At 50.6% G+C, this 22,888-nt stretch carries 16 protein-coding genes; 13 read left to right on the top strand and 3 right to left on the bottom strand.

Going from position 1 to position 22,888, the window contains the following annotated elements:
* Nucleotides 1-51: 51 nt before the first annotated feature.
* A complete protein-coding gene (locus tag NEV57_RS10865) occupies nt 52-1,287 on the bottom strand; it encodes an ROK family transcriptional regulator (protein ID WP_257658347.1) in 1,236 nt (411 codons plus the stop codon).
* Nucleotides 1,288-1,791: 504 nt separating this feature from the next.
* On the opposite strand from NEV57_RS10865, the gene NEV57_RS10860 reads away from it, so the two are divergent.
* From NEV57_RS10860 to pnp, 3 genes are all read left to right on the top strand, one after another.
* Nucleotides 1,792-3,003 (top strand): acyltransferase family protein, encoded by a 1,212-nt coding sequence (locus tag NEV57_RS10860; RefSeq protein ID WP_257658346.1) that lies wholly within the window; start codon nt 1,792-1,794, stop codon nt 3,001-3,003.
* A gap of 77 nt (nt 3,004-3,080) precedes the next feature.
* Nucleotides 3,081-3,359 (top strand): 30S ribosomal protein S15, encoded by a 279-nt coding sequence (gene rpsO, locus NEV57_RS10855; RefSeq protein WP_257658345.1) that lies wholly within the window; start codon nt 3,081-3,083, stop codon nt 3,357-3,359.
* A 235-nt stretch (nt 3,360-3,594) separates the two neighbouring features.
* Nucleotides 3,595-5,727 (top strand): polyribonucleotide nucleotidyltransferase, encoded by a 2,133-nt coding sequence (gene pnp, locus NEV57_RS10850; protein WP_257658344.1) that lies wholly within the window; start codon nt 3,595-3,597, stop codon nt 5,725-5,727.
* 58 nt (nt 5,728-5,785) lie between these two features.
* On the opposite strand, the gene NEV57_RS10845 is transcribed toward pnp, so the two are convergent.
* Nucleotides 5,786-8,026 carry a GH92 family glycosyl hydrolase gene (locus NEV57_RS10845; RefSeq protein WP_257658343.1) on the bottom strand — a complete coding sequence of 747 codons (2,241 nt, stop codon included), beginning with the start codon at nt 8,024-8,026 and terminating at the stop codon, nt 5,786-5,788.
* A 256-nt stretch (nt 8,027-8,282) separates the two neighbouring features.
* On the opposite strand from NEV57_RS10845, the gene NEV57_RS10840 reads away from it, so the two are divergent.
* On the top strand, nt 8,283-9,284 hold the full coding sequence (locus tag NEV57_RS10840) for a LacI family DNA-binding transcriptional regulator (protein ID WP_257658342.1): 1,002 nt from the start codon (nt 8,283-8,285) through the stop codon (nt 9,282-9,284).
* A 15-nt stretch (nt 9,285-9,299) separates the two neighbouring features.
* Here NEV57_RS10840 and NEV57_RS10835 read toward each other — a convergent pair whose 3' ends face one another.
* A complete protein-coding gene (locus tag NEV57_RS10835; RefSeq protein WP_257658341.1) occupies nt 9,300-9,671 on the bottom strand; it encodes a methionine-R-sulfoxide reductase in 372 nt (123 codons plus the stop codon).
* Between the two features lie 511 nt (nt 9,672-10,182).
* On the opposite strand from NEV57_RS10835, the gene NEV57_RS10830 reads away from it, so the two are divergent.
* From NEV57_RS10830 to NEV57_RS10790, 9 genes are all read left to right on the top strand, one after another.
* Nucleotides 10,183-11,466: a c-type cytochrome gene (locus NEV57_RS10830; RefSeq protein ID WP_257658340.1), complete on the top strand. Its 1,284-nt coding sequence runs from the start codon at nt 10,183-10,185 to the stop codon at nt 11,464-11,466.
* 42 nt (nt 11,467-11,508) lie between these two features.
* The gene (locus NEV57_RS10825) at nt 11,509-14,523 is read left to right on the top strand and encodes a TAT-variant-translocated molybdopterin oxidoreductase (RefSeq protein WP_257658339.1); all 3,015 of its coding nucleotides are present in this window, start codon (nt 11,509-11,511) and stop codon (nt 14,521-14,523) included.
* A 16-nt stretch (nt 14,524-14,539) separates the two neighbouring features.
* A complete protein-coding gene (gene nrfD, locus NEV57_RS10820) occupies nt 14,540-16,021 on the top strand; it encodes an NrfD/PsrC family molybdoenzyme membrane anchor subunit (protein ID WP_257658338.1) in 1,482 nt (493 codons plus the stop codon).
* Between the two features lie 2 nt (nt 16,022-16,023).
* Entirely contained in the window at nt 16,024-16,560 is a 537-nt protein-coding gene (locus NEV57_RS10815) for a DUF3341 domain-containing protein (protein ID WP_257658337.1), read from the top strand.
* The gene (locus tag NEV57_RS10810) at nt 16,553-17,182 is read left to right on the top strand and encodes a c-type cytochrome (RefSeq protein ID WP_307876426.1); all 630 of its coding nucleotides are present in this window, start codon (nt 16,553-16,555) and stop codon (nt 17,180-17,182) included. The genes NEV57_RS10815 and NEV57_RS10810 overlap by 8 nt, the downstream gene beginning before the upstream one ends.
* A gap of 20 nt (nt 17,183-17,202) precedes the next feature.
* Nucleotides 17,203-18,438: a quinol:cytochrome C oxidoreductase gene (locus tag NEV57_RS10805; protein WP_257658335.1), complete on the top strand. Its 1,236-nt coding sequence runs from the start codon at nt 17,203-17,205 to the stop codon at nt 18,436-18,438.
* 67 nt (nt 18,439-18,505) lie between these two features.
* Nucleotides 18,506-19,816, top strand: a complete 1,311-nt coding sequence (locus NEV57_RS10800; RefSeq protein WP_257658334.1) for a cytochrome c oxidase subunit II — start codon at nt 18,506-18,508, stop codon at nt 19,814-19,816.
* A gap of 141 nt (nt 19,817-19,957) precedes the next feature.
* Entirely contained in the window at nt 19,958-21,739 is a 1,782-nt protein-coding gene (locus NEV57_RS10795; protein ID WP_257658333.1) for a cytochrome c oxidase subunit I, read from the top strand.
* Nucleotides 21,740-21,812: 73 nt separating this feature from the next.
* Complete coding sequence (locus tag NEV57_RS10790) at nt 21,813-22,856, top strand: COX15/CtaA family protein (protein ID WP_257658332.1); 1,044 nt, start codon at nt 21,813-21,815, stop codon at nt 22,854-22,856.
* The last annotated feature ends 32 nt before the right edge of the window (nt 22,857-22,888 follow it).

Here is a 22,888-nt window from a genome sequence, read left to right as displayed (position 1 = left end):
ATAATTGGTTAATTGCTGTTTATAATTAGGTTTGAAAGGTGTTGTGATTCGTTACGGAACACTTAAGACTTCCTGCCCGGCTCGATCAGTTATCGTTTTTTCTTCAAGAATACAATTCTCCACAACCAGACTGGCTGCACCCAGAAACTCAGCTTTGTACGTGAGGCTGGATACCACTATGTCGGTATTTTCCACCAATTTGGGGATACAGAATTCATGGATGGCGCGATATACCGGTGGCAGCAGCAGGTTGCCGGCCGCTCCCCCACGGCCGCTGAGCACCACCCGTTCGGGATTCATGATGTGGATCAGTGTGGCAATGCCTTTGCCCATCATAAACGCCGCATCCGTAAGCACACGTATCGCTAATTGATCGCCTTTACGGGCCGCGGCAATCAGGTGGTCACCTTCCGCCTTGGTTTTATCAGCGAAGAGCTTGCTCAGGCTGGATATTCCCCCTTCTGCCATTGTCCGCTTGGCATTTTCCACCGCCACGAGCAGCGAAGCCACGACTTCCAGGCACCCCCTTTTTCCACAGGGACATAGGTTATTGGAATCCGAAAGCGGAATGTGGCTGAATTCACCCGCATATCCGTTGTGCCCGCGGAACAGGCTCCCGTTGACGATCATTCCCAGCCCGATTCCCCAGCCCACGTTAACCACCATGACATCCTTCATGCCTTTTGCAGCCCCGAAATGCAATTCTGAAATGGCTATTGCGCTTGAATCGTTTTCAATATAAACCGGCAGACCCAACCGCTGGGTTAATTTCTCCCGCAGGCCAACCGTTTCATTTTCTTCGTATAAATAGGAGGCATTGACGCCGCGTTCCACATCGACAAACCCCGGCATGCCTATTCCAACACCCAATAGGTGCCGACGGTCTATGGCCGATCCGTCAAGGTAATCGTCAATAAATGCACAGAGCTGGTCAAAGGCACTCTCGTTATCCTGCAGGGGTAGCGTGATGGTCGCTTCAGGATAAACCGTTTCATTAAGCAGGTTGTACAGTACAATGCGGGTGACAAACTGGTCCATGGCCACCACGACGATGTATTGTTTCATTTTTTTGTTTAACCGGTATTTTACCGCTCTCCGCCCACCTGTGGAAGGTGCGAGCCCCTGTCCAACGACATACCCGTCCTGAATGAGCCCATTAACCACTTTCGTAATGTTCGGGATGCTTTTCTTGGTGCCCGTACTCAATTCCATTAAGGAAAGCGCACCTTTATAGTAAAGGAGTTTGAATACCGTTTTCCGCAACTGGTCCTCGCGTTGTCTTTTCACAGGTTGGTTAAGTTAAAATTGGTTTTTAAAATGTAACACAAACTTAATAAAATAAATATTTCTATCGCAATACTTTTTAAAAAAATTAAATAAGATGACGTAATGTATTGATAATTAAATCTGGTCATTGGCTTTCCTGTCGCCATCAGATGGATCCCTATCCGTATTTGGTATTAAAAGTAGGCTCGCGTTGTGCGGCTTTCCGGCAGATTCGATGGTTAATCGGGGTTGCGGGGCGCCCGCTTCGCCATCAATTGGGGTTGTGGCCGGCCTGTGTGCAGGGTGACACCAGTATTGTGGCGGAAAAGGTGGACTCACCCTGGACTCACCCTGGACTCACCCCGAACCAGTCCCGGACAGGAGTGCCCTCATTCCGGACAAACGGGCGTATGAATCCCGATTGATGGCAAAGCAGGGGCAACGCATAAAAAATAGCATCGGCTAAAACAGTATTATTTAAAAAATTGTAGCTTTACCTAAATTATAAACTTCATTCCCTGAACAATGAACCAACGGTATTATTCCCTTGATGTCTTCCGGGGCGCCACGGTGGCACTCATGATATTGGTAAACAACCCGGGTACTTGGTCACACATCTTTTCCCCGCTGGAGCATGCGGCATGGCATGGCGCGACACCCACGGACCTGGTGTTCCCTTTCTTTCTCTTTGCGGTGGGCAATGCCATGGCTTTCGTAATGCCCCGCCTCCGCGAAGCCGGTGATGCGGTCTTCTGGAAAAAAGTGTTGAAGCGGACGGCGCTGATCTTTCTGATCGGGCTGTTTATCAACTGGTGGCCGTTTGTGCAATGGGATGGCGATGCACTGGCGTTTAAGCACTGGGTTAATCCGGAAGATCCCGAGCGGGGTATCCGTATCCTTGGGGTGCTGCAGCGTATTGCGCTGGCCTATTGCTTCGCATCCATCATCGTCTATTACCTGAAGGAGAAATCCGTTATTGTTGTTTCCGCCTTGCTGCTGCTGCTCTACTGGGTATTGTGTGCGGTATTCGGGGGGGCAGATCCCTACAGTTTACAGGGCTGGTTCGGCAATGCCATTGACCAGTGGGTAATCGGTGTTGCCCACCTGTACCGGGGTGAAGGGGTGCCGTTTGAACCCGAGGGATTAATGAGTACCCTGCCCTCCATTGTGCAGGTCATATTCGGTTACCTGACCGGTCGCTACATCAGGGAAAAGGGAGAAGTATCCTGGCTGTGGCCAAGGTTGCCTAACCGGGATGGGTCTATTTACCGGATGCTGGGCGGTCTGTTGGTGATGGCAGTGCTATTGTATGTGGTGGGTCTGTGCTGGGGACTTGGATTTCCCATCAACAAGAAAATATGGACGAGTTCCTATGTGCTGTATACTACCGGACTGGCGCTGTTTGCCATCGGCGTGATGATCTGGTATATCGAAGTGCTGAATGTGCGTAACGGGCTTACCCGCTTCTTTGACGTTTTTGGTAAAAATCCATTGTTTATTTTTGTGCTCAGTGGCCTGCTGCCGCGGTTGCTGGGGCTGTTCCGCATCAGCACGGGTGTGAATGAGGCCGGGGAAACCCTGTATACCACACCGCTCGGCTGGTTTTATACCAACGTCTGTGCCCATGTACCGGGGCCGCCGGAAATCGGATCGCTTTGCTATGCCCTCGTTTTTGTCGGGGTTTGCTGGGCAATCTGCTACGTGATGGATCAGAAGAAAATATACGTGAAGGTGTGATTTGGAGGCTATTAAAAATTGGCGTACCTTTGCAGCCAATTAATTAATTTTTTAACGCTTTAATATTATTCACAGCAATGTATTTAAGTAAAGAGTACAAGGCGGATATCTTCGCCGAATTTGCCGGAGGCGCAACAAATACTGGTTCCGCGGAAGGTCAGGTGGCTTTATTCACCAAAAGGATTGCCCATTTAACGGGGCATTTGAAAACGAACAGGAAAGACTTTGCCACACAACGTTCTTTGCAGAAGTTAGTGGGTAAGCGCCGTGCCTTGTTGAAATACCTCTACAACAAGGACATTGAACGCTACCGTGCCGTAATTAAGGCATTGGGCTTGAGGGATATCATCAAGTAGCTTTCAGTTAACATTTTCAATAAAGCCATTCGTCCGCCGTTCAGCGGGTGAGTGGTTTTTTATTTTTTTAGTCATGGGGTGCTGGTTTCAGCTGCCGTATGAAGGATGGACTAATTTGCATTTTATATACTGTAGATAAATGCCAATTTAGTTATGTTTGTGAGCAAATAAAAAGTCTAATATATCCATGGTGTACTGCCTGAAGACGAACAGTGCACCGAATTTGAAACAACAGATGAGTTACAACGAGATCAAAACAACAATCGATATCGGCAATGGACGCCATATCGAAATCTCCACCGGCAAACTGGCCAAACAGGCCGACGGTTCGGTGGTGGTCAAACAGGGTGATACCATGCTATTGGCCACAGTGGTTTCTGCACAGGAGCCGAAACCCGGAGCAGATTTTCTGCCGCTTTCCGTCGATTACCAGGAAAAGTATGCTTCTACCGGACGGATTCCGGGAGGGTTTTTACGCCGTGAGGCCCGGTTATCGGATTACGAAATATTGATTTCCCGTTTAGTGGACCGTGCCCTGCGCCCGTTATTCCCCGAAGATTACCATGCGGATACCCAGGTGATGATTTCCCTGATTTCCGCAGATAAAGACATTATGCCGGATGCACTGGCCGGATTGGCCGCTTCGGCAGCACTTGCTGTATCGGACATCCCCTTTAACGGACCGATTTCCGAAGTGCGCGTGGCGAAAGTGGACGGACAGCTGGTGATTAACCCGTTGTTGAGCGAGCTGGAGCGGGCAACACTCGAATTTATTGTGGCCGGTACCGCGCAGGATATTGTGATGGTGGAAGGCGAGTCTAAGGAAATTTCCGAAGCTGAAATGGTCGAAGCCATTGAATTTGCACACCAGACCATTAAAAAACAGGTGGCTGCCCAGGTTGAGCTATCGCAATTAGCGGGCAAGACAGCCAAACGGGAATATAGCCATGAGCCAAGCAATCCCGAACTGCGTGACCAGATTTTTGCGGCTACCTACGATAAGGTATACCAAGTGGCCAAAACGGCATCGGCTAAGCACGACCGGAGCGAGCAGTTTAAACAGATCGGTGCAGAATTTGTTCAGACACTGGGCGAAGAACTCGACGAAGATACCGCGTTCCTGGTAAAAAAATACTACCACGACGTGCAGTATGATGCCGTCCGTAATCTGATATTAAACGAAGGCATTCGCCTGGACGGCCGTGATTCGCGTACGGTACGCCCCATCTGGAGCGAGGTGGATTACCTGCCCGCAGCACACGGATCGGCGGTATTCACCCGCGGAGAAACACAGTCCCTCACTTCCGTAACCCTGGGCGCCAAGGATGATGAGCAGCTGATCGACGGCGCATTTATCCACGGATATAACCGGTTCCTTCTGCATTATAATTTCCCTGCATTTTCAACGGGTGAGGTACGCCCTAACCGCGGACCCGGCAGACGGGAAGTCGGCCATGGTAACCTGGCGATGCGTTCGCTGAAACAGGTGCTGCCTACCGGTGACGAAAACCCATATACCATTCGGGTGGTTTCGGATATCCTGGAATCCAACGGTTCGTCGTCGATGGCGACGGTATGTGCGGGTACCCTGGCGCTGATGGATGCCGGTATTAAGATCAAGGCCCCGGTATCGGGTATAGCCATGGGCTTGATAACGGACGAAAAGACCGGAAAATACGCCATTCTGAGCGATATTCTGGGCGACGAGGATCACCTGGGCGACATGGACTTTAAAGTAACCGGAACTGAAAAAGGAATCGTTGCCTGCCAGATGGACCTGAAGATCAATGGCCTGAAATGGGAAGTGCTCACCCAGGCATTGGAACAGGCGAAAGAAGCCCGGCTGCATATCCTCAACGAAATGCAGAAAACCATTGCTGCGCCGCGCGCGGACTACAAACCGCACGCACCGCGTATTGTTAGCTTCAGCATAGACAAAGAATATATCGGTGCGGTGATCGGACCGGGTGGCAAGATTATTCAGGAAATGCAACGGGAAACCGGTGCAACAATTGCCATCGAGGAAATCGACGGCAAAGGCGTTGTGCAGGTGTTTGCCGATAACAAATCGGCAATCGATGATGCGGTAAGGCGCATCAAGGCCATTGCGGCCAAACCTGAGGTAGGTGAGGTATACGAAGGAAAGGTCAAATCCATTATGCCTTTCGGTGCATTTGTTGAGATCATCCCCGGTAAGGATGGGTTACTCCACATCTCGGAAATCGACTGGAAACGGTTTGAGACCATGGACGGTATCTTTAATGTGGGCGATATCGTGAAAGTGAAGTTGCTGGATATTGATAAACAGGGCAAGCTGAAGCTCTCCCGTAAGGCGCTGATTCCGCGCCCCGAGAAGAACGAGGCGTAAGCACGCACTGTTACCGCATATAAAGAGCCGGACATCCATGATGTCCGGCTCTTTTGTTTTACAGTCCCCCGGGCCAGGTTTCCGGCTTCCGTCCGAAACGTTTACTGGGTTTTGCACCCATTTCTAACACCAGTTCCCCTCCCTTCACCAGATCCTCATGCCGGATATAGGCCTTTTCATAAGATTCACCGTTGAGCGTCGCCGACTGGATGTACCGGTTTTCGCTGCTGTTATTCAGTGCGCGTACGGTGAACGTACGGCCTCCGGCCAGGGCGAAAGTAGTTTCATCGACAGCCGGACTGCCGAATACATACTCGCCGCTGGCGGGATTTACCGGATAGAGGCCCGCTATGCTCCAGACGGCCCATGCGCTCATCTGTCCCGCATCTTCATTGCCTGCATAGCCGTCGGGGCGGGCATGGTACATCGAATCAAGCACGAGACGTACCTTTTCCTGCGTCTTCCACGGCTCGCCCAGGTAGGTATACATATATGCAATATGGTGGCTGGGTTCATTTCCATGTGCATACTGTCCGATAAAACCGCTTACATCGGGCGATATGTTTTCACCCCGCATCGCTGAAGGTGCGGCAAACAGTTCGTCGAGCTTACGGACCAATGCTTCATTTCCGCCGTAAAGGCCCGCCAGCCCGCGGATGTCATGCGGCACAAAGAAGGTATGCTGCCAGGCATTCCCTTCGATGTATTGGCTCTTGTCAAAATTATGTTCAGACCAGAAAGGGTCGAATGGTTCCACGAAGCTGCCATCGCTGGTTTTTGCACGCATGAAACCGGTTCCCGGATCGAAAAGCCGGGTGTAGGACTTTGACCGATCCATAAAAGTGGCATAGTCGGCATGCTTCCCCAGTTTTTTGGCTACCTGGGCGATACACCAATCGTCAAATGCATATTCCAGCGTAACCGTCACGCTGCCGCCGGCTTTATCCTGTGGCAGGTAGCCGTATTCGATGTAATCCGGTACGCCACGTATGTCCTGGTGCGCACTGCGGATCATGGCCCGGTAAGCCCGCTCCGCATCCAGTCCCGGCCAGTCTTTCAGGATGGCATCGGCCAGTACGGGGATGGCGTGGTATCCGGTCATCGTATTCGTCTCCCAGGTGCTGAGGTCCCACACCGGCAACAGCCCGTTTTCATCATGAAAGGCAAGCATGCTGTTCAGGATGTCAGTATACCGGCCGGGCTGGGTGAGGGTAAACAGCGGGTTCAGCGCGCGGAACGTATCCCACAGGGAAAAGAGGGTGTACCGCTGCGCGCCGTCCGGCATCGTATGCACGTCGCCGAGTGCATTCTGGTATTCACCATCGGCATCGGCATACAGGGTAGGTGCAAGGGCCGTGTGGTACAGAGCGGTGTAGAACACCCGTTTTAGCGAGTCGTCATCCGTTTTAACGGTGACTTTCCGCAGTTCCTGTTCCCACAGGTCCTCCGCGACACGGTGTGCGGTGGCAAAATCCTCCTGCGGCCGGGCATCCAGCTCGTCGAGCGCCTTGTCGTAACTGGTGGTGGACAACGCTACCTTGAGCTCAATGGCTTCGGTAGTGACAGGATCGAACAGCAGCTGTGCAGCCACACCCGCTCCTTTGTCATACGTTTCTACCATGTCAGTCATGTCCGATGCCGTCTGCCCGTCGTGCAGGATCGTTCCGGTGAACGGTTTGGACGTCCGCGCCGCGAAATAGATACGCTGTGCCTGGGCCCAGCCAGTGGAATAACGATAGCCTACCAGTGTGCTGTCGTTGAGAATGGTTATGTGCGTTTCCGTGGGAGTATCCCAATTGACATGGAAACCCAGGTCGAAGCGGAGCGTGGGAGCGCTTCCCTGTGGAAAAGTATACCGGTGATATCCGCAGCGCGCGGTTGCGGTGAGCTCTGCTTTGACCCCGTTGCCAAGCGTAACGTGATAATACCCCGGCGAAGCCCCCTCATCCGCATGGCTGAACGGTATTCTCGGCGGAGCGGCCGTATCGGCCAGTGGCGTGGTCAGCGGCATCACGGAAATATCGAGCCAGTCGCCAATCCCCGTTCCGCTTAGGTGGGTATGGCTGAAGCCGGCAATCAGGCTATCGCTGTAGTGGTAGCCGCTGCACCAGTCCCATCCCTGCCGTCCGTTGTCCGGACTTAACTGTACCATCCCGAAGGGAACGGTGGCGCCGGGAAAGGTGTGTCCGTGACCGCCCGTGCCGATAAACGGATCGACATAGGAAGCCAGTGGCGACTGTGCCCGGGAGTATATCGAAGCGATGGAAAGCAAAATACAGGCGCTTAAACGTATTAGCATAAAATTGGTTCCAAATAAAGTTAGCAATACTTTTTTGGTAAAACTAACGGATTATTTACGATAAGTGAAAATGTTTGCTGAAATTTTGCGGATAAATTCAATTTATTGCCTACGTTTGCCGATGTGCTAAACGTTAAGCATTTTTCTGCTAAAAGGGATAGTGATGTGAGGGAGGCGGCAGGGGTATAATGCCTGTTTTGGGAAAGGGAAATCAGGTAAAAAGCAACAGTGAAATTAACCGGCATCAATAGCAAATATGAAGAAAAAAATACTCATCAGTGACATTGCGAAAGATTTGGGGATATCCGTAACCACCGTGTCGTTTATTCTCAACGGCAAGGCCAAGGAAAAACGGATCAGTGAGGGACTGACGAAGCGGGTGCTGGATCACGTGAAAAAAGTCGGTTATAAACCCAACGAATTGGCTAAAAGCCTGCGCACGGGGAAAACGAAAATCATCGGGCTGGTTATCGAGGATATCTCCAATCCGTTCTTTGCCAATATTGCCCGGTTTATCGAGGCGAAGGCCTACAGCCGGGGGTACCGGATTATTTATTGCAGCACAGACAACGACGTCGACCGGACGATCGCTTTGGTCCAGCTTTTCCGCGACCGCCATGTCGACGGGTACATCATCACGCCGTCTGAAGGCATAGCGGAGACCATCCAGTCGCTGCTCAGCAGCCAACTGCCGCTGGTGCTGTTCGACCGCTATTTGCCGAATCTGCAGACCAACTATGTGGTTTCGGACAACGTAAAAGGAGCTTATGACGCCACTGCCCACCTGGCTGAGCAGGGCTATAAGCGTATCGCATTGGTAACCCTGTACTCTTCACAGACCCAGATGCGCGACCGGATGGATGGTTATATGCGGGCCATCGATACCTATAAGCTGCAGCCGTATGTAAAAAAGGTAAACGTTAATCACGACGAACAGGCCGCGATTGTAGATTTTCAGTCGTTTCTGGCCGAACAACAACCTGATGCCGTTTTCTTTGCCACCAATTACCTGGCCATCTCGGGGCTAAAGGCCATCAAGCAGCTTGACATACCGATGCCCGCCGTTGTTTCCTATGACGACCACACGCTGTTCAAGTTGTTTTCACCGACCATCACCGCGGTATCACAACCCATCGAGGCCATTGCAGACGAACTGATCAATATCCTGCTGAACCAGCTCGATGGTAAAGAACGGGCATTGAAACAGGTGATGCTTCCCTCGTCGCTGCTGATCAGGGAGTCCTCACTGAAAAAATAACGGGGCCCGCCGTTATTATACTTCGGGGATGAATTTCATGGACAGGGAATTGACGCAATGCCGCGTGTTCTTGGCCGTGAACTGCTCGCCAAAGAAGACATGGCCCAGGTGCCCGCCGCAATTGGCACATACGATTTCCGTCCGGCGGCCGTCTGCATCGGGTATGCGCCTGACCGCATGGGCAATCTCGTCGTCAAAACTGGGCCACCCGCAATGCGATTCAAATTTATCTTCCGAACGGTAGAGCGGCTCACCGCAGCGTTTGCAGACATAGGTGCCCTTGGCCTTGTTGTGCAATAACTCCCCTGTAAACGGCCTTTCAGTGCCCTTATGCACCAGGATGTACTCCTCTTCGGGGGTTAATTCATTATGTTTGTTCGTGCCCATATTGACATGCATTGGCGTTATTCGCTATCCCGGCCGGCGGGTTAACCACCCGCGGGCCCGGCATTGCTGGAATACCCGGTGCCGTCCGCGGAAATAAACGGGACAGTTCCCATACGAATATACGAAAAAAAGGAAAAAAAGTTTTAGATGGGCACATCTCCGGGGCTCGCGGGTGACCGCAGCAGGGGATACGGGGATGTCTATCGGGCGGTGAACCAGGTATCTTTAACGCGGTTTTCAGATACTAAACAATTCGATTGAAAAATCAAAATGTACGAACCAAAATCGGCCACTTGCATCGAATGACTTTTTCAAAGAAATTACGCTATATGTGCTTAAATCTTCGTTTTTGATCAATTTAGAACGATTATAAATTATTAAATTAGGTCATCAAAGTGTCATCGATACAGCAATAAGTTATACTTTTGTGGCAATAATAAAAAAGGGTAAATCCATTCACACAGATAACCCAAACTTTTATATTCATCATAAACAGTATAAAGTGCTCAATATGAGAAATATCTCATTGTTTTTTGGAAGATTTGCAAAGCCCGTTTCGGTTGCGTTGGGATTATTATTTGCGGTTTCTACCTTACAGGCCCAGGATGCGAAAGAGGGCGAAACCTTGTTCAAGGCCAACTGTTCCACTTGCCACAAAGTCTTTGGCAAGTTTCTGGGGCCTGAACTGGCGGGTGTAAGCGAGCGGCACGATGAGGCCTGGCTGCTCAAGTGGATTCACAATGCGCCGGCCATGATTGCTTCGGGTGACGCTGCTGCGGTGGCACTGGATGCCCAGTTCCCGAATGCGGCGATGACGGCTTTCCCCCAGCTTTCTGAAGACAATATCAAAAACATCCTGGCATACGTTAAGGCAGAGGAAGGGAAAAAAGCGGCCGGCGGCGATGCAGCCGGTGGCGCGGCAGGAGCAGGTGGCGCGGCAGCAGCCAGCGGCGACGCCAGCAACTTCATGATCATCGGGCTGGTAGCTGTTATTGCACTGGCTTTCGGTGTTATTTTAGTGCTCAACAAGGTAATCCGTACCCTGGAGCGTGTACTGGTAAATAGCAAGCCCATTATCCCTGATCTGACGGAAAAAGCGCCGGGTAAAGATTACATGGCTACCCTTAAGCGGATGGCCAAGAACAAGAAACTGGTCTTTTTTACCGTGCTGTTGCTGGCGGTATTCCTGGGTTCGGCGGGTTGGAAAACCCTGTGGAATGTAGGTGTACATGAAGGTTATCAGCCGGTACAGCCGATCAAGTTTTCGCACCAGCTGCACGCCGGGGTGAACCAGATCGATTGTGCGTACTGCCATGGCGGGGCTTATAAATCGAAAAACGCATCCATTCCTTCGGCCAACGTATGTATGAACTGCCATACGGCCATCACGGCGAGCGAGAAATACGATGGTGAACTTTCACCGGAGATCGCAAAAATTTACCGCGCCCTGGATTACAACCCGGAAACGATGGAATATGGTCCGAACAAACGGCCTATCGAATGGGTACGGATCCATAACCTGCCGGACTTCGCTTACTTTAACCACTCGCAGCACGTAGTTGTTGCCGGTGTGGAGTGCGAAACCTGCCACGGTCCGATCAACACAATGGAAGAAGTATACCAGTACTCGCCGCTGACGATGAAATGGTGTATAGACTGCCACCAGCGGACCGAAGTAAACGCCGACAATGCTTATTACGAGCAGCTGATTGCCGCACACGAGCAACTGAAGAAAGGCGAGAAAGTGACCGCGGCCATGCTGGGCGGACTGGAATGTGGAAAGTGCCACTATTAATAAAATACAAATTAGAAATACGCAATCTTAGATATAGCTTAAATGGATAGCAACAAGAAATATTGGAAAGGTTTGGAAGAACTGCAGCAGACACCCGCTTTTGTGGAGAAAAGCAAAGGGGAGTTTGCCGAATCGATTCCGGTAGAGGAGGTATTGAATGAAGCTGGGTTGAGTACGAAAACGCCGCGTCGCGATTTTCTTAAAGCACTGGGATTTGGTGTGGGCGCCGTAACGCTGGCGGCCTGTAACCGCACCCCGTTGCATAAATCAATTCCGTACCTGATTAAACCGGAGGAAGTTACCCCCGGTATACCGAACTTCTATGCATCCAGTTTCAATGGCCAGAGTGTATTGGTGAGAACCCGCGAAGGCCGTCCCATTCTGTTGGAAGCTAATCCGGCAGCACAGGGACTGAACTGCGGAACAGATGCCGGAACACAGGCTGCGGTGCTTGATCTCTACGATCAGGCGAAACTGCAGGGTCCGAAGTTCCACGGAACGGATACGTCATGGGATGAGCTGGACACGCAGGTGGTAACCGCGCTGGGAAGTGCGGCAGCAGCCGGCAAGCAGATCCGTATTATTGCTTCTACCGTGAACAGCCCGTCCACCATTGCGGCGGTTGCCCGGTTTACTGAGAAATATCCAACGACCCGCTTAATTGAAGTGGACGCCGTTTCATACAGTGGTATAACCAAGGCAAACCAACAAAGTTTTGGAAAAGCAGTGGTGCCGCAATACCGTTTTGATCGCGCTGATGTAATTGTCAGCGTGGCTGCCGATTTCCTGGGTACCTGGGTAAGCGGCGAAGAACATACACAGCAATACATTTCCAACCGCGATTACAAGAGCCTGAAAAAGGGCCGGATGTCGCGGCATATCCAGTTTGAAGGGGGCATGAGCCTTACGGGCTCCAATGCCGACGTACGTGTAGCCATCAAACCTTCCGAAGAAGGACCCCTGCTGATCGCATTGTATAATGCCATTACCGGCGGCTCGTTGCCGGGAGGACTGTCTTCAAACAGCAAAGCACAGACTGCACTGAAACTGGTTGCGCAGGAACTGCGGCAGGCGCAGGGCCGTGCTGTTGTCGTATCGGGCGCTAATGATATCGCCATCCAGACGCTGACCAACGCCATCAATGTGGCACTGGGAAGCTACGGCGGCACGATTGACCTGGATAATCCTTCGTACCTGCTTAAAGGAGATGAGGAAGCATTTTCCGCATTTCTGGCTGAAGCGAACCGGGGCGATGTGGATGTGGCATTTTTCCTGAACAGCAATCCGCTGTACTATCACCCTGATGCAGCAGCCGTAAAAGCGGCGCTGGACAAAATTAAGTTCAAGCTTTCTTTTGCCGACCGGGAAGATGAGACGGCTTCGGAGCTGGATGCCATTGCACCAAACCATAATTTCCTTGAGTCGTGGGGCGATGCCCATCCGCGCGGCGGATATTACACCATCGTACAGCCTACCATTAATCCGGTTTACAATACCCGCCAGGCAGAACAGAGCCTGTTGATATGGGCCGGTGACACGACAGACTACTACACATTTGTAAAAACAAACTGGGAGCAGAATATCCTGGCCGGCAGCAGCAAAACCTGGAAGGATGTGCTGCAGACCGGTTTCGAATATAAGGGCGATGCGCCCGCAGGTACTTATACGTTTGATACGTCGGGCCTTGCCGGTGTCGCTGCTGCGATTACAAAACAAAGCCAGGCATTGGCCAAGGATGTGGAAGTGCAGCTTTATCAAAGTATCGCGCTTCGCGACGGCCGCCAGGCAAACAACGCATTCCTGCTGGAACTGCCGGACCCGATATCGAAAGTAACCTGGGATAACTACGCGGCGCTGAACCCGAAGTTTGCCGAGTCGCTCGGACTGGGTGAAAACAGCGTAGTTGAAGTAGAAGGGGAAAACGGGTATAAAGTTATCCTGCCCGTGCTGATGCAGCCGGGACAGGCGATGGGAACTGTATCCATTGCTATTGGATACGGACGGACCAAAGTGGGTAAAGCCGGAAATAACGTCGGCCAGAACGCATATCCTTTCGCGAAAATCGTTAATGGAACGCTGCAGTTTAATACCACCGCGAAACTGAACAAAGCAAGCGGATCTTACGAACTGGCCCAAACCCAGACGCACCACACCATTGAGGGGCGTAATATCATCCGTGAAACAACTTTTGCAAAATATAAGGAAGATCCAAGCCACAACACAGGCCGCTGGTCCGACTCGCATAAGACGTATGACCTGTGGGACAAATACGAAGAACCGGGACATAAATGGGTAATGGCGATTGACCTCAATGCCTGTACCGGATGCGGTTCCTGTATCGTGGCCTGCAGCGTTGAGAATAACGTGCCGGTTGTTGGCCGGGATGAAGTGCGCCGCCGCCGGGAAATGCACTGGTTGCGTATCGACCGCTACTATACCATTGAACAGGAAGGCGAGTCGTACACCGAAGAGGATGAAATCGGCCGGCTTGAAGACCTGGAAAATGTTTCCGTAGTGCACCAGCCGATGCTGTGCCAGCACTGCGACCACGCGCCGTGTGAAACGGTTTGTCCGGTACTGGCTACCGTACACTCCTCAGAAGGATTGAACCACATGGCCTATAACCGTTGCTTCGGTACCCGGTACTGTGCAAATAACTGCCCGTACAAAGTGCGCCGGTTCAACTGGTTCAATTACTGGAATGATTCCAGGTTTGACAATTACCTGAATAACGAGTTTACCCAATTGGTACTGAATCCGGATGTGGTATCCCGTACCCGCGGGGTGATGGAGAAATGCAGCATGTGTATCCAGCGTATCCAGGCAGGTAAGCTCCAGGCCAAAATTGAGCAACGCCCACTGAAGGATGGAGACATTAAGCTGGCCTGCAGCGCAGCATGTTCAGCCAATGCCATTATCTTCGGAGATGCCAACGACCCGAATTCGGAAGTTTCCAAGGCATTGCGTAACGAACGGGTTTATTACGTACTGGAAGAACTTAACGTACAGCCAGGCGTCGGTTACATGACCAAGGTGAGAAATACATTTGAGGCTTAATTCGAAATAACATACTATGTCATCGCATAACGAATCAATATTAAGAGAACCATTAATAACCGGGAAGGATATTACCTACGCGAAAGTGACGGATGATATTCTGCTTCCGGTAGAAAACAAGCCGAATAAGGCTTGGTGGATCGGATTTACGCTGGCTGCTTTGGGAGCCTTGCTTTGGGTGGTCAGTGTAAGTTATACCTTCTGGACCGGTATCGGCGCCTGGGGACTGAATAAAACCGTGGGCTGGGCCTGGGATATTACCGACTTCGTATGGTGGGTAGGTATCGGTCATGCCGGTACATTGATTTCTGCCGTGTTGTTGATTTTCCGTCAGAACTGGCGGAACTCCATTAACCGTTCAGCAGAAGCGATGACGATCTTTGCGGTAATCTGTGCCGCCACGTATGTGGTTGCGCACATGGGCCGCCCCTGGCTGGCTTACTGGATTTTCCCGCTGCCCAATCAATTTGGGTCGCTTTGGGTGAATTTCAACTCTCCGCTGGTTTGGGATGCGTTCGCTATTTCAACGTATTTTACGGTATCGCTGGTTTTCTGGTACTGCGGTCTGCTGCCGGACATCGCTTCGGTACGCGATCGTGCTGCGGGACTGAAACGGCGGATTTATTCCATTATGTCTTTCGGATGGAATGGCTCGGTAAAGACCTGGCAGCGGTTTGAGATTGTTTCGCTGATCCTTGCCGGTATTTCCACCCCGCTGGTACTTTCCGTACACACCATCGTATCCATGGACTTTGCCACTTCCGTGATCCCGGGCTGGCACACGACGATCTTCCCGCCATACTTTGTGGCAGGCGCGATATTCTCCGGATTTGCCATGGTACAGACGCTGTTGCTGGTCATGCGTAAGGTCCTCAATTTCGAGAATTACATTACCATGTTCCACATCGAATCAATGAACAAGATCATTCTTGTAACGGGATCCATTGTGGGTATCGCTTACCTGACGGAGCTGTTCATTGCCTGGTATTCGGGATCGGAGTATGAAATGTATGCGTTTGCTAATCGTATTGCAGGCCCCTACTGGTGGGCATACTGGACGATGATGACGTGTAACGTGATTTCCCCCCAGTTGTTCTGGTTCAAGAAGATCCGGACCAGCATTCCGATTTCCTGGGTATTGTCCATTGTGGTGAATATCGGGATGTGGTTTGAACGGTTTGTCATCATTGTGACGTCCCTTCACCGTGACTATCTTCCTTCAAGCTGGGCAATGTTCTACCCCAGCTGGGTGGATGTTGGGATTTTTGTGGGCTCCATCGGTGTGTTCTTTACCTTATTCCTCTTGTTCCTGCGGTTCCTCCCCAGTATTGCCATTGCCGAGGTGAAACTGTTGCTGAAGAGCGCGAGCTTACAGCAGAAGACCAAGCTGGTTAAGGAAGGCCACCTGAATCCGGAGCAGGTTGAGTTCTTTAGGAACTCGTTGACGAAATATGATTCCGTAACGGAAGAAGATATTAAAGAGTTAGAAATCAAATAGCAATGAGCAATACAAAATATATCATTGGAAGTTTTGCCGATCCGGATGAAATGATGGATGGGATCGACAGGCTGCAAGCAAACAACATCGGGATTTATGACTGCTTTACACCGATGCCGATCCACGGGATCGAAGCCAAGCTTGGCGTGAGACCTTCACGGCTGCCGATCGCCGCTTTTTGTTTCGGTATTACGGGAACAATGCTCGGATTCAGTCTCCTGTATTATACCATGACATACGACTGGCCGATGAATATCGGTGGAAAGCCGGCTTTGCCGCTGCCAAACTTTGTGCCCGTAACGTTTGAGGTAACCATTCTGCTGTGTGCCCTGGGTATGGTAGCTACTTTTTTCTTCCGGAATCACTTATTCCCGGGACGTGCCCCCAGGGTAATGGACCTGCGGGCGTCGGACGACCGGTTTATCATTGCCGTTGATGCCCGGGAAAACACCGATCATGAAAAGATAGCGAATCTGCTGAAAGAAGCGGGTGCGGTTGAAGTTAAGTACAATGAAAGAAAATATGTTAGCTATGAATAGGAAGAATTTTCTTGGAGCGATCAGTGCGGCGGTGGCTATTGCTGCCGTGGTCAGTGCTTGCGGCGACGGGACGACGCGCAGCAGGGGATGGGAATTCTCGAGAAATATGTACGATCCTATTGGCTATAATCCCGACCAACCGAACAACAATTTCAAGGACGGAAAGACAGCACAGACACCTCCGGCCAATACCACGCCGGTGGGATTCGAGCGATTCGAATACCCCAATACCATGGAAGGGTACCAACGTGCCGGTGCTGAACTGGTAAATCCATTGGCAAGAACAGAAAAGACCCTGGCAGAAGGAGAAGCGTTATACCAAACCTACTGCGCCGTTTGTCACGGACCGGAAGGCCATGGGGACGGACCGATCACGAAGGACCGCGAACTGGTGACGTCTACGGAGCGGAGAATGCTGGAAAACTTCCCGCCGCCGCCCTCGTATGCTGCAAGTGATGGGATCAATTCATCCAGGGGAGGTGCAATGGCAGCGTTAACCGATGGTAAGATCTACCACACGATTACATATGGATTGAATATGATGGGATCGCATGCTTCCCAGCTGTCGCCCGAAGAGCGTTGGAAAGTAGTTATGTACGTTAGGGAATTACAAAAGAATTAATATTATATCAGCTATATTAAATGGGAACTCACAGTCATCATCACGATTATAATTTTTCCGAACAGTTTGTGTTCACCGGAAGGGCAAAGACCCTGAGTTTGGTCGCCATCGTTGTGGGCGTAGTGGCCATTGCTTTTGGTCTGCTTTCCAGTGACCACATTATGGTGGAGCGTACGTACGCCAACTTGTTGCTGATGGGGTATTATTTTACCTGCGTATGCGCGGCAGGCGGCTTCTTTTTAGCGGTGCAGTATGTCACCCAATCCGGCTGGTCATCGGGCCTTATCCGCATTCCCCAGGCAATGGCAAGCGTTTTGCCGATCGCCGCACTGTTGCTGTTGGTTATCATCATCGGCGGATTATTTTCGCACAATTTGTATCATCATTGGTATGCAGAAGGGCTTACGGATCCGCAAAGCCCGAATTACGATGCGCTGGTAGCCGGAAAGGCTTCATTTTTGAACGCGCCCGGCTTTCTGATCCGTCAGGTTGTTTTCATGGGTTCTTACAGCATATGCTCCTGGTTATTGGCCAAGTACTCCTATAATGAAGACATGGACGGAAGCCTGAACTCTTATAAGAAGAGCTTTAAGCTGTCCGCGTTATTCCTGGTGATCTTTGGTTTCACCACGCCGATCTGGTCGTTTGATACCATTATGTCATTGGAAGCGCACTGGTTTTCGACCATGTTTGGCTGGTACAATTTTGCGGCCATGTGGGTAAGCGGGCTGTGTGTGATTACGCTTATTATTATCCAGTTGAATAAAAGGGGCTACCTGTCATGGGTAAATGAAAATCACCTGCACGATCTTGGAAAACTGATTTTTGGATTTTCCATTTTCTGGACATATGTATGGTTTGCCCAGTTTATGCTGATTTGGTATGCCAACATCCCTGAGGAAACGGTATATTTCTACAAACGCTGGGAACCGGAATACAAACCCTGGTTTTGGATTAATATATTGATTAACTTCGTGGCACCTGTATTGATACTGGTCAATCGCGACTTTGTCCGCAACCGGAACATGCTCGCTTTTGTATGTATCCTGCTGTTAGCCGGACACTGGCTTGATTATTACATCATGGTGATGCCCGGCACGGTGGAATCACACCGCGGATTCGGATGGATCGAGATCGGCGCTGCGTTGGGTTTTGTGGGACTGTTTAGCTTCCTGGTACTCAATAAACTGAGTAAACACGCCCTGGCACCGGCAAAACACCCCTTCTTGGAGGAAAGTTTACATCATCAAATATAAGTTGGTAGAATAAGAGACATTAGTATTATCGTTATTATTAGAAATGGGCTTTATAAAATATATCAATTTGAAGACGGTTTTTATACTGGCATTGAGCATCAGTATGGGGCTGTCAGGCAGGGCATTTTCTCAGGAGGCTGATACAGCTGCACGCGTTACCGATACGACTGCTGCCGTAAGCAGCGCCGGAGATGCGGCGCCCGCGGATACAGCGGCATCTGCCGACACGGCAGCGGTAGCACCGGCGGTAAGCAAGGCTGCTGCAGCACCTGCGGCGGCAGTGGAACCCGAAAGTAAACTGAACATCGATCCGCAGGTATATACTAATTTCTTTTACTATACCCTGCTCTTCTTTTTGATCTGTGTGGTGGTCGCGGTAATCGGCCGGATACTGAAGGTATATGAACTTACGCGGAAAATGAACGGCCTGGATGCCGAATACTACATGTATAGTTTCCATGCCTACTTTTTCCTGGTTTCCCTGATCGCCGGACTGTACGGCGTGTATTGGTCTTACGCCCATCACGGCACGCAGGCCTGGCGGGCTGCGGCCACGGAACATGGTGCGCAGATCGATATCATGTTCCTGGTGACCACCGTAATCATTACCATTGTATTGGTGCTTACGCATATTGCCCTGTTCGGCTTTGCCTTTAAATACCGGGCTACGCCGACACGCAAAGCTTATTTTTATCCGCATAACAACACTATCGAGAAAATCTGGACCATTGTTCCTGCGGTGGTGTTGACGATCCTGGTATTGTTCGGGTTCTTTACCTGGCGGAGCATTACAAACGTTTCCGAAGAAGACCAACAGAATGCATTGCTTATTGAAGTGACGGGCGAGCAGTTTGCCTGGACCGTCCGTTACCCGGGCCGGGATGGAAAAATCGGCGAACGTAACTACAAATTGACCAGCCCGCTGAACGGCCTTGGAATTGATTTTAACGACAAGAACAGCTGGGATGACCAACTGGGTTCGGAAATCGTGTTGCCGGTTAATAAACCTGTGCGCGTACAGATTACCTCAAAGGATATTCTGCATAGTTTCTTTATTCCTGACTTCAGAGTACAGATGAATGCAGTACCGGGGATGAAGACTTACTTCCAGTTTACTCCCACCATTACCACGGAAGAGATGCGTGATAAATTGGGCGATTATAACTATGATTTCGTAATGCTGTGCGCCAAGATCTGTGGCGGCGGACACTATAACATGCAGAAGCGGGTACGGGTGGTAACAGAAGAAGAATACCAGGCATGGCTCAATGAGCAACCTTACTTTTTTACCGAAGAATTGAGAAAAGAATTTCAGGTATCGCAGCAAGCGGAATCAGAAAACGAACAGGACGCCAAGCTGCTGGCTACCGCAAACTAATGGATTGAGGATTAAAGTATTTAATAGTTAGATATGTCAAATATAACAAGCGCAGGCGCTCATAGTGTGGACCACCACGGTGACCATGGACATCACCATGAATCCTTTTGGACTAAATATGTATTTAGCCAAGATCACAAAATGATTGCGAAGCAATTCCTGATTACGGGTATTATCATGGCTGTTTTTGCAATGATATTATCCATATTATTCAGGCTCCAATTGGCTTGGCCGGATAAAGAGTTCCCTATTTTGGAGGTTTTCCTTGGAAAATGGGCAGAAGGCGGCCGGATTAATCCGGAGTTCTTCCTGGCGTTGGTCACGATACACGGTACCATCATGGTGTTCTTCGTGTTGACGGCCGGGTTAAGCGGTACATTTGCCAACCTCCTCATCCCGTATCAGCTGGGTGCGCGGGATATGGCATCGCCGTTTATGAATATGCTTTCTTATTGGTTTTTCTTCACGGCATGTGTGGTCATGATTTCTTCGTTTTTTGTTGAAAGTGGCCCAGCAAGTGCGGGATGGACGGTTTATCCGCCGCTATCGGCAATTCCCAAGGCCATCAGCGGTTCCGGACTGGGTATGTCGTTGTGGCTGACCAGTATGGTGCTGTTTATCATTTCCCAGATTCTGGGTGGAACGAACTACATCAGTACGATATTGAATATGCGTACGAAAGGGATGAGTTTCTGGAAGATGCCTTTGACGATCTGGGCACTTTTCCTGACTGCAATTGTGGGGTTGTTCTCGTTCCCGGTACTGGTTGCTGCCGTTGTGCTGCTGATATTTGACCGGAGTGTGGGAACCAGCTTTTACCTTTCGGACCTTGTGGTCCAGGGACAGATTTTACCTTATGAAGGCGGTAGCCCCGTTCTCTTCCAGCACTTGTTCTGGTTCCTGGGGCACCCTGAGGTATATATCGTATTAATGCCGGCACTCGGCCTGACCTCCGAGGTGATTTCCACCAACTCGAGGAAGCCAATTTTCGGTTACCACGCGATGGTGTACTCCCTGATCGGTATTTCTACGTTATCGTTTATTGTTTGGGGGCACCACATGTTCGTGACCGGGATGAACCCGTTCCTTGGCGGGGTGTTCATGATTACGACGCTGATTATTGCGGTGCCGTCTGCCGTAAAGGTATTTAACTACCTGGCTACGTTATGGCGGGGCAATATTCGCTTTACCCCGGCTATGTTGTTTGCCATTGGCATGGTGTCTTTCTTTATCTCCGGTGGATTGACCGGACTTTATGTAGGTAACTCCGCATTGGACATCAACCTGCATGATACCTACTTCATTGTTGCCCACTTCCACCTGGTTATGGGATCGGCATCCATTTTCGGAATGCTGTGTGGGGTTTACCATTGGTACCCTAAACTATTCGGCCGGATGATGGATGAAAAGTTGGGCTATCTGCACTTCTGGTTGACTTTCATCGGGGCGTATATGGTGTTCTTCCCCATGCACTTTATGGGGATAGACGGTGTACCCCGGAGGTACTATGCATTTACAGAGTTTCCGTTTATGGAGAAATGGATTTCCGTGAACGTCTTTATTACCTGGTCGGCTATTATTGCCGGACTCGGCCAGGTCGCTTTCCTGTGGAACTTCTTCGGATCGATCCGGTTTGGTAAGCGGGCTACGCAGAATCCATGGGGTGCAAATACCCTGGAATGGACAACACCGGTGGAACACATCCATGGCAACTGGCCTGGCGAGATTCCGACCGTTCACCGCTGGCCATATGATTACAGCAAGCCCGGCCACCACGAGGATTTCATTCCGCAGACGGTGCCTTTCTCGGAAACGATGAGTTCCAACCTGCCACATGATTTTGAGGGAGACCAGGAAGCCGAGCGCATCCAACGGGAATGGGAATTGGCGAATAAGCCACAGACGGAGAAAGAAACGGAATAAATAGAAACCGCCCAACGAAGTCCAATGGGTGTTGGGCCCATGGGACTGCGCGAGGGTTGTTAGCAAGGAAATTATGCTGCCACCTGCCGAGAAGCGCTTTTTGCGCATCAACAAATTGACGATCATCTCGTTGTTTGTGCTGATTCTGGCAGGAGGGGTGGTACGTAGCACAGGCTCGGGCATGGGATGCCCCGACTGGCCGAAATGTTTCGACAGGCTGGTGCCGCCTACGGATGTATCACAGTTACCCGAGGGATATGAAGAAAAATATATCGCCGGGAGAAAGGAAAAGAACGAACGTTTTGCCAACATGCTCGACCGGTTCGGGAACAGTACACTGGCAAATCGGATCAGGCACGATGAAAGCATTCTCGTGCACGAGGAGTTCAACGCAGCGAAAACCTGGACAGAGTATATCAATCGGCTGTCAGGTGCAATTACGGGGTTTCTGTTGTTGTTGTGTGCTTTTTTTTCTTTTACGTTCTTTAAAACGAAGAAACGAATTTTTATCTGGAGCGTGGTGAACGTGTTCGCCGTGGGCTACCAGGCTTGGCTGGGTTCCATTGTGGTTTCCACCAACCTGATGCCCTGGATTATTACCGTTCATATGCTGCTGGCGCTGGTGATCCTTGGAATCAATATCTATACGTATTTCAAGGCGCGATCGTTGCGCGACAAGGACCTCCTGATGAATCACACATCAGCCGGAATAAAATGGCTGGCGGGAGTTTCGCTGGTGTTGATTGTGGTGCAGGTAGCTATCGGAACGGGTGTGCGTGAACAGATTGACCTGATATCGTCATCCAGTACCGCCCGGGGCGAATGGCTGGGGTTGCTGGGGAGTGAATTTGATATCCATCGAACATTGGCCATTGTGACAGCGATGGTAATCGTGTTCCTGTTCTTTGTCGTCCGCTCCAGGTTTGCACCGAATACACCCCAGAGCAGGTTTACCAATATTTTATTGGCCCTGCTGGTGTTACAGATCATCAGTGCGGTGATATTGGATCGGTTCAATATACCGCCGTTTGCACAGACGGCACACCTGGTGCTTGCCAGTCTGCTATTCGGTGCACAGTATTATTTAATGCTTTTGCTGGGAAAAACAGCCCGGTGAGAGGAAAAGGAAGTTGTAACATGTCGGATCAT

Source organism: Parapedobacter lycopersici (assembly GCF_024643285.1).
In the GTDB taxonomy this organism is placed as follows: Bacteria; Bacteroidota; Bacteroidia; order Sphingobacteriales; family Sphingobacteriaceae; genus Parapedobacter; species Parapedobacter lycopersici.
This window is presented reverse-complemented; position numbering and strand designations above follow the sequence as displayed.